The organism is Staphylococcus sp. SA22 (assembly GCF_054165785.1).
In genome coordinates this window covers 23,816-36,382 of sequence record NZ_JBSZQY010000019.1, presented here as the reverse complement: position 1 = coordinate 36,382, position 12,567 = coordinate 23,816, and the positions used below count along the sequence as shown (strand labels likewise).

General features: G+C 32.1%; 14 protein-coding genes, 2 tRNA genes and 1 rRNA gene. All 17 read right to left on the bottom strand.

The features are described from left to right. Window positions 1-76, bottom strand: a 16S ribosomal RNA gene (locus ACXQH5_RS12525); the annotation flags it as partial. A 119-nt stretch (window positions 77-195) separates the two neighbouring features. Continuing rightward, a tRNA-Gly gene (locus ACXQH5_RS12520) sits at window positions 196-269 on the bottom strand. A 21-nt stretch (window positions 270-290) separates the two neighbouring features. Then, window positions 291-373, bottom strand: a tRNA-Leu gene (locus ACXQH5_RS12515). 646 nt (window positions 374-1,019) lie between these two features. Further along, window positions 1,020-1,475 carry a SprT family protein gene (locus ACXQH5_RS12510; RefSeq protein ID WP_001058106.1) on the bottom strand — a complete coding sequence of 152 codons (456 nt, stop codon included), beginning with the start codon at window positions 1,473-1,475 and terminating at the stop codon, window positions 1,020-1,022. Then, the gene (locus ACXQH5_RS12505; RefSeq protein WP_000370116.1) at window positions 1,468-3,618 is read right to left on the bottom strand and encodes a Tex family protein; all 2,151 of its coding nucleotides are present in this window, start codon (window positions 3,616-3,618) and stop codon (window positions 1,468-1,470) included. The genes ACXQH5_RS12510 and ACXQH5_RS12505 overlap by 8 nt, the downstream gene beginning before the upstream one ends. 434 nt (window positions 3,619-4,052) lie before the next feature. Beyond that, window positions 4,053-4,823: an RNA polymerase sigma factor SigB gene (gene sigB, locus ACXQH5_RS12500; protein ID WP_001041107.1), complete on the bottom strand. Its 771-nt coding sequence runs from the start codon at window positions 4,821-4,823 to the stop codon at window positions 4,053-4,055. Next, window positions 4,798-5,277 carry an anti-sigma B factor RsbW gene (gene rsbW / locus ACXQH5_RS12495; RefSeq protein WP_001190825.1) on the bottom strand — a complete coding sequence of 160 codons (480 nt, stop codon included), beginning with the start codon at window positions 5,275-5,277 and terminating at the stop codon, window positions 4,798-4,800. The genes sigB and rsbW overlap by 26 nt, the downstream gene beginning before the upstream one ends. A 1-nt stretch (window position 5,278) precedes the next feature. Beyond that, window positions 5,279-5,605, bottom strand: a complete 327-nt coding sequence (locus ACXQH5_RS12490) for an anti-sigma factor antagonist (protein WP_001052491.1) — start codon at window positions 5,603-5,605, stop codon at window positions 5,279-5,281. 118 nt (window positions 5,606-5,723) lie between these two features. Continuing rightward, window positions 5,724-6,725 carry a SpoIIE family protein phosphatase gene (locus ACXQH5_RS12485; protein WP_000390829.1) on the bottom strand — a complete coding sequence of 334 codons (1,002 nt, stop codon included), beginning with the start codon at window positions 6,723-6,725 and terminating at the stop codon, window positions 5,724-5,726. A 348-nt stretch (window positions 6,726-7,073) separates the two neighbouring features. Then, window positions 7,074-7,436 carry a type II toxin-antitoxin system PemK/MazF family toxin gene (locus tag ACXQH5_RS12480; RefSeq protein WP_000621175.1) on the bottom strand — a complete coding sequence of 121 codons (363 nt, stop codon included), beginning with the start codon at window positions 7,434-7,436 and terminating at the stop codon, window positions 7,074-7,076. Beyond that, the gene (gene mazE, locus ACXQH5_RS12475) at window positions 7,433-7,603 is read right to left on the bottom strand and encodes a type II toxin-antitoxin system antitoxin MazE (protein ID WP_000948331.1); all 171 of its coding nucleotides are present in this window, start codon (window positions 7,601-7,603) and stop codon (window positions 7,433-7,435) included. The genes ACXQH5_RS12480 and mazE overlap by 4 nt, the downstream gene beginning before the upstream one ends. A gap of 84 nt (window positions 7,604-7,687) precedes the next feature. After that, window positions 7,688-8,836, bottom strand: coding sequence for an alanine racemase (gene alr / locus ACXQH5_RS12470; RefSeq protein ID WP_001280702.1), 1,149 nt, complete (start codon window positions 8,834-8,836; stop codon window positions 7,688-7,690). A 65-nt stretch (window positions 8,837-8,901) separates the two neighbouring features. After that, window positions 8,902-9,261: a holo-ACP synthase gene (gene acpS / locus ACXQH5_RS12465; protein ID WP_000581194.1), complete on the bottom strand. Its 360-nt coding sequence runs from the start codon at window positions 9,259-9,261 to the stop codon at window positions 8,902-8,904. A 3-nt stretch (window positions 9,262-9,264) separates the two neighbouring features. Continuing rightward, a complete protein-coding gene (locus ACXQH5_RS12460) occupies window positions 9,265-9,756 on the bottom strand; it encodes a PH domain-containing protein (RefSeq protein ID WP_001205915.1) in 492 nt (163 codons plus the stop codon). Then, window positions 9,743-11,326: a PH domain-containing protein gene (locus ACXQH5_RS12455; RefSeq protein ID WP_001294642.1), complete on the bottom strand. Its 1,584-nt coding sequence runs from the start codon at window positions 11,324-11,326 to the stop codon at window positions 9,743-9,745. The genes ACXQH5_RS12460 and ACXQH5_RS12455 overlap by 14 nt, the downstream gene beginning before the upstream one ends. Continuing rightward, window positions 11,319-11,798 carry a PH domain-containing protein gene (locus ACXQH5_RS12450; protein ID WP_001287083.1) on the bottom strand — a complete coding sequence of 160 codons (480 nt, stop codon included), beginning with the start codon at window positions 11,796-11,798 and terminating at the stop codon, window positions 11,319-11,321. Before ACXQH5_RS12450 ends, ACXQH5_RS12455 begins: the two co-directional genes overlap by 8 nt. 208 nt (window positions 11,799-12,006) lie before the next feature. Further along, window positions 12,007-12,567, bottom strand: coding sequence for a K(+)-transporting ATPase subunit C (locus ACXQH5_RS12445; protein WP_001092405.1), 561 nt, complete (start codon window positions 12,565-12,567; stop codon window positions 12,007-12,009).

Here is a 12,567-nt window from a genome sequence, read left to right as displayed (position 1 = left end):
CGTCCGTTCGCTCGACTTGCATGTATTAGGCACGCCGCCAGCGTTCATCCTGAGCCAGGATCAAACTCTCCATAAAAATTATGATGTTTGATTAGCTCATAAATACTAAATAATGTTTGTAACTTATAGTTACGTTTTTTGGAATTAACGTTGACATATTGTCATTCAGTTTTCAATGTTCATTAAAATTATCTATGGAGCGGGTGATGGGAATCGAACCCACAACATCAGCTTGGAAGGCTGAGGTTTTGCCATTAAACTACACCCGCTTATTTAATTAAGAATTTTGATGCGGCCGAGAGGACTTGAACCTCCACGGGATTTCTCCCACTAGGCCCTCAACCTAGCGCGTCTGCCATTCCGCCACGACCGCGGATATAGGCATTTAAAACATCTTCGTTTTTCAGAACGTTATTTATTATATTATAATTAAAAATATTTGTCAATAACTTTTAATCGTTTTTTTACATTAAATTAATTTGTGTTATCAGTTGTTAACACAACGTTATTTATAATAAAACATTAAGAACTTATTGTCAACATATTTTATAAATTAAATTTAGAATTGACTGTCTTTCAAATCAAAGTTTATTTAATTTGTTCTTTTTTAAGGAACGTGTTTAATCATACTAACTATAAGCTGTACAGTCAATAGATAAATTCAATCAAAATGTCATTAAAAATGTATAATTATCTTTTGTGCTACTTTAAAGCTTTAATTGGGTAAAGTTTATATATTATTCATTACTAAAATACGCCAAGATTTTTAATCTAATCAATTGAATTTCATCCTATCAAGTCACAATTTATGCCATTACCTATATCAAAAGTAGAAAAGCCGCGATTGTGAAGTATTAAATTACGACAATCTCGGCTTTAAACATTTTATAAACACAATTTCTTCTTATTCAATTACTATGTTTACCAATCAAAATAACTCACTGATAAATTCTATATAAATTCCATACAACTCATAAATAATCTTACATATACTCGAATTAGCTCTATTTGTATTGTACTTATTTCAATTGTCTTTTCATTCTTAATTTTCCATTACAATGTCCGCAACGCATACGATTCGTATCAACTTTACGGATACGTATATATTTTGCATGACATTTAGTGCAATAATATTCATAATTCGCCCGTTGTTGATAGCTTTCAATGCTGTTACAAAATCTAGGCGCTCCAACCTGTTGACTCAATCGTTTAAAATCTTGATCTTTATGTTGATAACCTTTACCAGCAATATGCAAGTGATAATGACATAATTCATGCAGTATAATTTTTACAATAGCATCTTCTCCATAATGCTCATATTGTTTTGGATTAATTTCAATATCATGGGACTTTAAAAGATAACGTCCGCCTGTTGTACGTAACCTTTTATTAAAATATGCACAATGTCGAAATGTACGTCCAAATTTTTCTTCCGAAAGGTTCTCAACCATTCGCTGAAGTTTGTCATTATTCATGTGGATCAATCATCGTTAATGATACTTTGTCTTTATTTTTGTCAATACTGTAAATCCAAACGTCAACGATATCACCGACACTGACAATATCCATTGGATTTTTTACGAACTTCTTAGAAAGTTTCGAAACATGGACAAGTCCATCTTGTTTAACACCTATATCTACAAATGCTCCAAAATCTACTACATTTCTAACTGTGCCACTCAATTTCATTCCTTCTTTTAAATCTTCAATTGATAGCACATCGGATTTAAGTATTGGTGTTTCAAACTCATCCCTTGGATCTCGATTAGGTGCTTTCAAGGATTTAATAATATCCTCTAATGTAGGTACACCGACTTGTAATTCAATCGCCAGTTCATCCATATCCAATGAATTTAATTTAGCTTTTAATGCATCACTACCTAAATCATTGCCACCAAATCCGAGTTTATCTAATAACTGATACGTTACTTTATAGCTTTCGGGATGAATCGATGTATTATCCAACGGCTCTGACCCGTCTACTATTCTTAAAAATCCTATACTCTGCTCAAAAGTTTTAGCACCCAAACGCTTAATCTTGCTTAATTCTTTATTATGCTTTATTGCGCCATTTTCTTCTCTATATGCAATTATATTTTTAGCAATTTGCGAACTTAGACCAGACACATATTGTAATAATGATGATGATGCTGTATTGACATCAACACCTACTTGGTTAACTGCTGTTTCAACAACGAAAGTTAATGCATTTTCTAGTGCTTTTTGATTAACATCATGCTGGTATTGTCCGACACCAATAGATTTAGGATCGATTTTAACTAATTCACTTAATGGATCTTGAACGCGTCGTCCAATTGATACGGCACTTCTTTCTTCCACTTGAAAATCAGGAAATTCATCTCTAGCAATTTCTGATGCTGAGTATACTGAGGCGCCCGCTTCATTGACAATGATGAATTGTACTGGCAACTGATGCTTTTTAATTAAATCTGCAACAAATTGTTCTGTTTCACGACTTGCTGTACCATTGCCAATTGCAATTAATTGCACATCATACGCTTTAACCATTTGTACAAAATCCTTCTCTGCTGCTTCTTTTTTAGCAACTGGTGGATGCGGATAAATCACACCTTTTGCTATAAAAGTACCGAATGGATTAATGACTGCTAATTTACAACCTGTTCTAAATGCTGGATCTACGCCTAATATTTGTTTACCTTTCATTGGAGGTTGCAGTAATAGATTTCTTAAGTTTTCACTAAAAACATCTATTGCATGATTTTCAGCTTTTTCAGTTAAATCAGCATGGATTTCACGCTCTATCGAAGGGACAATTAAGCGTTTCAAGCTATCTTTAATCGCCTCTAAAATATAACAGCGATTTACATTATTATGATTGATTTCTTGACGTGCAATGAAATCCTCTACTGATGTCGTATCGAATTCAAACTTTACAGATAATACTTTCTCTTTTTCACCACGATTCACAGCTAAAACTCTATGATTAGCAATGCGTTTAATTGGCTCACTGTATGCATAGTACATTTCAAAAATACCTTTTTCATCTTCAGCATTTTTCTTTTTAGATGTAGTTAACACACCTTGATGATACATATCTTTTAAAATTTTTGTTCTATATTTAGGATTATCTGAAATTTGTTCCGCAATAATATCTTGCGCACCTTTGATAGCATCTTCAACCGATTGCACTTCTTCATTTATAAATTGTTGTGCTTTTTCTTCAATTGAGACTTCATGTTTACGTGCCTTCATCCATATCGCTAATGGTTCTAATCCTTTACGTTTCGCCTCAGTTGCCCTAGTCTTTTTCTTTTGTTTAAAAGGTCTATATAGGTCTTCAACACGTTGTAATTTGTTCTGTTTTAAAATATCTTTCTTTAATTCCTCAGTAAGTAATCCTTGCTGTTCTATATTTTTGATAACTTCTTCTTTACGTTTTTGTAAATTGACCATATATTGGTATTCGTCATCAATTTGCTTTATTTGAACTTCATCTAGTCCACCAGTTTGCTCTTTTCGATACCTCGCAATAAATGGTACTGTATTTTTTTCTTCAAGCAGTGTTAACACTGCTTCAATTTGTTTTTTACTAAATTGATATTTCTCTATGATTGAATTAATCAATTGATTGTCCATTTACTTAACCCACACTTTTTCTTAAATTTACTCATTTATTTTAACATATTCTAAAATACTTCTATTAAGGTATGATACTTAATGCAATTTTCACTTCCAAAACATTAAAAACGAATTATTAGGTCATACTATATTTTAAAACGCACTAAGATTATTGAAAATGACACACCATCATTTCCTAAATTTCATAATCTAAGCCTACTTTTTTTATTCTAATAGCAATCCACTTAATTAAACCGACAATTAGATATCTTCTTCACTTAAATTATTAATACTATATCGCAACATTTATGTGGATACACATTAAACTACATTATTAATGTATTAATTCGAAAATCTTAATTAAATTAAAAATACCCCTCGATTTCAATTTAATAATCAAGGGATAATTATATGGATTTTTCATTATAAAACGCATCATTAATAAGCAAATTTTATTTATGTGCTGCTTCTTGTAATTTCTTAATTGCCGTTCTCTGAAGTCGTGATACATGCATTTGACTCAAACCAATACGCTCACCTGTCTCTTTTTGACTCAAACCTTCAATAAACGTACATTGTATGATTTCTCGTTCTCGATCAGATAATATAGGTAATATTTTTTCTAAAATCATACGTTTTTCAGTTAAGTCATAATGGTCATCTTGTTGCCCCATAATATCTAATAGCGTAACAGTTGAACCATCTTTATCAGCTTCAATGGAATGATCAACACTTAACGCATTATAACTTTGTCCCATTTCCATTGCTTCTAACACTTCTTCTTCTGAAACTTCTAATCGATCAGCTATTTCACTGATAGAAGGTGAACGCTCTAATTCAGCGGTTAGTTCATCGCTCACTTTTTTGATTCTTGGCCCAATTTCTTTAATACGTCTCGGAACATGTACACTCCAAGTTTTATCTCGTAGATATCTTTTGATTTCACCGATTACAGTAGGTACTAAAAAGGCTTCAAACTTCCGTTCAAAGGACATATCGAATCTATTTATGGCACCTATTAAACCAACCATACCAACTTGAACTAAATCTTCGTGATGTGATTGTCCTTTAGAATATTTATATGCCAATGACTCAATTAGTTTTTGGTAATGTTTAACTAACTTATCTTGTGCATCTGTATTCTTATTTTCTTGGTGTTCTTTAATCCATTGGTTAATTTGCTCAGGTGAAACTTCATTAGCTGATTTCGACTCTTTCGCCATTATTTCGCACCTGCTCTTTTTTTATATACTTAGTCATACTGATTGTCACACCAGATTCTTTATATACTGTCACTTCATCCATTAAAGATTCGATTAAAAATAAACCTAGGCCACCTTCGCGTAAAAAGTCTATATTTTCGTCTTTATCGTAAGGACCTATTTTTGATTTAGTTGTTTCATAATCAAAGCTGTCACCTTTATCAGAAATAACAATTTTAATTTTATCTTCTAAAATTTCAAAATATATGTTAATAATGCCCACATTGTTTTTTTCTTTGTATGCATGTTTAACTGCATTTGTCACAGCTTCACTAACTGCAATCTTGGCATCTTCAATATCATCATATGTAGCACCAGCTCTCGAAAAAACGCCAGAAAGTGTTAAACGAATTAAACTTACATACTCTGCCGATGCTGGCACGCGCATTTCGATAAAATCTTCTTTAGATTGCATGTTATTCGACCTCCGTTCCTTCATTAACATGCATTAAATCCTTAAGACCAGTAATTTCAAATAGTCTACCGATACGATCTGACACACCTAAAATGTATAGTTCTTTATCATTTTGGTTTAATGCTTTTAATGTACCTACGAATAAACCTAAACCTGTCGAATCCATATAACTCACATTTTCTAAATTAACATAAATATCACGAGTTCCATCTTGTCTCATAGGTGTTAAAACCTCTTCTAATTCAGGCACAGTATAAACATCTAATTCTCCACCGACTTTAACTTCGTAAAATTTATCTTGAGTGGTTGTTTCTATATTAAGATTCATTTCATTACACTCCTACTTATTAAAAATATTTATCTTCATTTTAAGCGCTGTATCCACCATATTTATATTTCAAATTATTATATACCCATCGAAATAATTTCTAATCTTCTTTTTTAAATTAATTTACTCTTTTTATAATCAAAATAGTCATATCATCTTTTTTATTTGGGTTTTGAAGCTTTAAAATTGCTTCATAGATAATTTGAACAATATCTTGTGGGTGCATATGTTTATGTTTTTTAATATATTCTAAAAGTTTTTGTTTATCTATAAAGGTACCTTCACTATTTCTAGCTTCAGTCACACCATCCGTTAAAATGATAATTAAATCATCAAGGTATATTGGAATTTCTTGTTGTTGATATCGTGTTTGTGAACTGATTCCTAACACTCTACCTCTAACTGAAATTTCTTCAAATTCTTCTTTTTCAGCGCGATAAATATATCCAGGCTCATGACCAGCTGAACTACAATACAATAAATGGTTCATTTCTTCATATAAACCATAAAACATTGTGACGAACATATTTTGATTAATATTCTTTTCAACAACACGATTTAAACGTTTTAAGCCATCACTCGGTAATTGTGAGTGTCCATAAGAATCCATGCCAAACTTTATCATACTCATTGCTAAAGCAGCTGGTATACCTTTTCCAATGACATCTGCAACAGCAAAGCTCATTGTGCCATCGTTATGGTCAATTAAATTAAAATAATCTCCACTTACTTTTTGTGCCGCCACTGAAATAACGCCAATTTGAATACTATCAAATTGTGGAATATCTGTTTTAAGCATTGTTTGTTGTAAGCTAGAAGCTAAGTCTATCTCTTTATCGTGAACTTGAAGTTTATCTACCAATCTTTGATAATCTCGATAACTATAACCAAAGCCTTTAACGATTTCTTGTAAGACATCTAATGTCTTGAACACATCTTCACGCGTTAAGTTTAACGTCAATATATAGTTTTTGTGAATATCGACAATGTCTTCAGGCAAGACGTCCTTACGAATCACTTCGTCAGTGTATTTCTCACACTTTTTTATCAATTCTACTTTATCTTGGCACGTTAAACTTTCATCAATTAAACCCTTATAATGTTGCTTAAATTCTTCCACGATTAGTTGCCTCCTCACTTCCCTTACAAAGCAAATGCTTAAGCAAGGATAATTATGATTCACTTACTAACATTTATTTAATTGCACTTATCCATTTTGTCGTTTGCAATTTTGCTGTAGATGATACTTTTAAGCTAAAAAAACTTTAGGATGGAATACCTAAAGCCTAAAAAACTTAAGACATCCTTTTATAATAAAAAATATGAATATCATAACTGGTATTTGCTAAAATCTTTGTTTATAAGAAAATTCTTCGCACAGAATTTAGAAATAGTTATAATTATTATAAAGTTATTGTCTTTTATATCAATATTTTATTTATCTCTGAAAAATACATATAATAGACGCCTAATTTTTCTGATGAGCTACTGCATTCAGCCCTAAACTAATCATTAGTGCATTATCTACTTCTTTCATTTTATCATCGGATAAGTACGTCAGTTTTTCTTTCAATCGTTTTTTATCAAGTGTACGAATTTGTTCTAATAATATAACTGAGTCTTTATCCAATTTATACTTTTTCTTTTCAATCTCTACATGTGTCGGTATTTTCGCTTTATTAATCCTACCAGTTATTGCCGCAACAATAACTGTAGGACTATATTTATTACCAGTATCATTTTGAATTATGACTACAGGTCTGACTCCCCCTTGTTCAGATCCCTGTACTGGTGATAAATCTGCTAAATAAACATCTCCTCGTCTAATCATTCATTCGTTGAATTAGAAGATAAATATGTTTCGTTGCAATCGCATGCTTCACACTCTATCGGAAAAGCTTCGTTCGCTAGGGAGAGATTTAAATCAGCCATTTGTGAATATCCTTCTTTTAAAGATTGTTCTAAGCTATGACTTCTATTTTGACTAAAAGATAACATATGAGAACCTCCAATTGATTCCAAAAGTTATTAAATGACCTTTAATTATTCTAATGATAACAAATTTTATATGCACTGACCATATTATTTTAACAATTCATTTGTTACAAAACGTTGATCACCATCATGATAGATTCGCGGCAAACGTCTCGACAAGTTACAAAGCACTTCATAATTAATAGTATGTTGCTTTTCAGCTGCCACCTCTACCGACTGTGGACTTTCTCTATGATTATCTATTAAAATCACCGAATCTCCAGCTTTAACTTGATCTGGCACTTTTACAATTGTCTGATCCATACATACGCGACCAATAACTTCGCATTGATGACCATTTACATTTACAAAGCTACCTTGCATAATGCGTAAATACCCATCTGCATACCCAATAGGTAACAATGCTATTGTTGTTGGATCAGTAGCTGTATAAGTTGCACCATAACTTACAGACTCACCAGCTTGTAGCGTCTTTGTTTGAACTACATTAGCAATTAATTGCACACTTGGTTTAAGGTGTACTTTAACTTTTTGCTGTACATACTCTGATGGATAATATCCATAAAGGGAAATTCCTGGTCTTATTGCATTACAGAATTGACAATCCATTAATAGAGAACCTGCTGAGTTCTGACAATGTATATATTCAGGTTTAATTGCTTCATTGACCATATCTTTAAAACGTTGATATTGTTCAGTTGTCATATCTCCTGGTTCGTCAGCGCAGGCAAAGTGTGTAAACACGCCTTCAAATACAAGTTGCTCATATTGTTGAATGATTTCAATCACTTCTTGATACGTTTTAGTGTCTTTAATACCTAAACGTCCCATTCCTGTATCTAATTTAATATGCAACCATAACTTTTTCTCTTGCTCACCAGAAATGTTTTTAATTGCTTCTTTCAACCACTGTTTAGACGGGACCGTTAAGGCAACACGGTGTTGTATCGCTTTATCAATATCTTTAGTTGGTAACACACCTAAGACTAAAATTTTAGCAGTAATCCCATGCATTCTAAGTTCTATCGCTTCATCTAACGTTGCTACAGCAAAAAATGTGGCACCATTTTCCATTAAATGACGTGCTACTTTAACACTACCTAGTCCATAGGCATTGGCTTTAACGACAGCCATCACTGTTTTATTTGGATGCAATGTACTGAATACTTTGAAATTTGATGCAACAGCGTTTAAATCTACATTCATATACGCAGATCTATAAAATTTATCTGACATATTACTTCCTCCTGTAATTCCCACACGTTTTAAAACTAGATCTCAATTATCATTGTATAACAAATTTAAAATGCTGACTTTTCTAAAACAACTTGGCTCATCGCATAATGCTCAGTGTGTGAGATACTAACATGTACGATGAATCCTTCGTAATCAATCTTTGGTTTGCCAAATTCGTCGTTGTAACAGTCTATATCGTTAAAAGCTACATGTTTTCCTAAACCTGTGCCTAATGCTTTACTGAACGCTTCTTTTGTAGCAAACCTGCCAGCTAAAAATTCAATTTTACGTTGCTCATGTGTGAAATTGTTGAATTTGTGCTGTTCATTTTTAGTTAAAATCCGCTCAACCAATTTTGGTTGCTTACTATATAACACTTTTATTCGATCGATTTCGATTAAATCTACACCAATTCCATGTATCATTGATTATTCCTCATTTTTATTGTTTTCTAAATGTCTCTCGTTATTTAACCATCGTTTCAATCTACGTGCTTCACTTCTATCTATTAATTCAATTTCAGCTTGACCACCCGCTGTATAAAGTGTCAAAGTTGCTAATCGATAGCGTCTCATTATAGGACCAACATCGATATCAATATTTTGAATACGAAAATATGGTATTACCTTTTCATCCAAAAATAAAATGTCGTTTCGTACACGCAAATGGTGTTTTTCAAACGCATATCTGCAGTGCTTATATCGATAGACTGGCGCTATGACAAGCGTGAAAACAGCAACAAGTAATATTATAATCACACTACTAACAATGGATATATAGTTATCTAATATCTCCCAAAATAGCCAGTTCAAAATATTAAATGCTATTAAAAGTACAAGCGCTATTGGTATCCAAAACAGCACAGCACTTAACCTCATCACTTTTTTAGCATGTGGTGACATAAAATTATAATCCCTCATCATTTTCACCTCTCAAATACCATGATTTCAATTTATTTGCATCTTCACTTCTTGCGTATTTTAAGTTAATCGATTGGGCTCCCACACCTTTAGCAACAATAAAACTAAAATTATTTAAATTGTTGCGTTTAAGTAATGTATGTTGCCAAGTGTCAAATCCTATAATGTGATGCGCTTTAAAATAATAAATATTTCGTTTCAATAGCTCGAAATTCTGGATAGTAATTTGTTCTTCTGTCATTTTAAAACCCGCATGTTTGACATAAAGATATCCTTTGATCACAAATAAACCAATAATGACTACTGTTATAATCGTAAATAACAATAATAATTGATTCCAAAAATAACAGCCAATTCCTGCCATAGCTATGACAATAATACTAGGTATTAAAAAGTGTCTGTGAAAACCTGAAAAAGGCATACCTTCATTAACTTGTTGATAAGATAAATCAGGTACTAAATTCTGGATAATTTGATAGGCTTTGTCTCGTTTAATAAACGGCAATATCGACACACTACCTGAATCATTGTCATCATCTTCAATTTTTTTATTTTCAAAATCACTTGTGATGATAAAATGTATTGCTGTGTAGCCAAATAATCTTCGTATATATGACTGATGTTCAACAACAGCTTGCAATCGTTTCGTTGGTACAGTCACTTTCTTCTTGTTAAATAGACCATATTCAATTTTAAGTTGCTCATTTTCAAGCATCACCGAAAAGCCATAAAATCTTATCATCGTTATAATCGTTCCAATAATATATGCCAGTATTAATACTAGTAAAATGATGATTAATACTGAAACACTTACAATTTGAACCCATTGACTAATTTCATGATTTAGCTTCGACCATGGGATCAACTCTCTTACAGCGCCGTAAATCGGTAGTAAAGCTGCTAACGTTACCCCAATGGCGCCACTGGTCATTGCCATAAATAACGATTCTTTAAAATTCATTTGATATATAGGAATGCGTTTATTTTTCTGATTAAGCTTACTATCAGAGTTCTGCACTTCATCTAGCCGACCTTCTGCGATGTCTTCCACATTACCTTCAATGTCATGATTACGGTTGCCATTCTGCTCAGTACTAGACTTTTGCGCCATTTCTGTCTTCAACTCTGTTTGCAATTGATCAATATAGCGTTCAAGATATTCACCTTGTTTTTTCGAAATAACACTTAACACAATTCCATCACTTGGCGTTTTGATTTGTAAATCCACACCACCAATGATTTGATTGACGACCCCTTGTGTCATATCAACGGACTGAATACGTTTTATATTTAATTCTTTACGCTTTTTATTAAAAATACCTGTTGTTAAAATGAAATAATTATCCTCAATCCAATATCGCGTGTTCATAATTCCGACAATTTGAGAAATGTATGATATTAAAAAGAATACAAATACAATACCTATCCATAAATATGATTCGGGATTCGTATAATCAAAATCTTTCAATTGAAAGATAACAAAAATAAAAAAGACGACTATGTTTTGTTTGATAGCATTAATTATGCCATTAAAATATGAAATCGGATGTAATTTTTGAGGTTCAGACATCACTTTCAACCCCTCTCAAATTCGACATAGTTCTCGCTTCGATTATTTTAACATCGTCATGAGACATCATCGGTAAATAAATAGTATGACCTGCAGTCATAAATCCAACTTTATACAAATTAAGCACTTTACTAATTGGATTAGATTTAATCGACAAGTATTGTAAACGTTCAATTCGACTCGTTTCTTCTTTATATATTAAAAATGATGTACGATATTGTACACTTAGTTGATCAATTTGATAAAAGCGGCAGTGATATTGCCATAAAGGCTTAATAAATAATTTTAATGTACTCAGAGCACCTAAAACCAACAAAATATAAATTAAGTACTGAGGCCATTCAAATCTTAACCATATAAAATAAAAAATGACATACACAGCTACACTCAATATAAATTCTAAGCCATTCGTAATGTAGTAATACAACAATGCTGACTTAGGACTCTTAGACAACTTAGTATAATCTGACATATACCCCTCTCCCCAAATAAAAAATTATACGGATTTATAATCTATTTCATTTTATTTTTATATGTTGATAATTATAGCATATGGAATATTTCATGCTAATTTATTCTTCCTAAAGGTATATCTAAAAATTTAGTTAAGCAGAAAGTGCTTGAATTGCTAAAAAGACACCATGTTATAATTTTATCAACATGATGCCTTTCATCTATAATCAATCTTTCATCTTATCAAGAGCTATATTTAGTTCAAGCACATTCACATAATCATTTGTTAACACACCACGCTGCATACGATGTTGAATCAAGTCGGTCACTCTTGAAGTAGATATATGACGAGCATCAGCAATACGAGGTGCTTGCTTCAATGCATTTTCAACCGTAATATGCGGATCTAAGCCCGACCCAGAACTTGTTGCAGCATCTATTGTTACATTTGAATTACCAAATTTAACATGATGTTTCACGCGTGCTATTAATTCGGTGTTTCCATTCGATTCATTACTTCCACCTGATGATACGCCGTTTTTATATAATTTTTCAGGATTCATATTATAACCAACTGCACTCGGTCTCCCGTGAAAATATCGTGTATCTGTCCAGTGCTGTCCAATCAATTTTGATCCAACTATACGATTGTCATACGTAATTAAACTACCATTTGCTTGTTGATAAAAAAATATTTGACCAATTAACGTGATAGCTAACGGGAATAAAAATCCACACAATACCATAGTTATTATCGTTAAACAAATACTATTTCTTATCGTATTCAT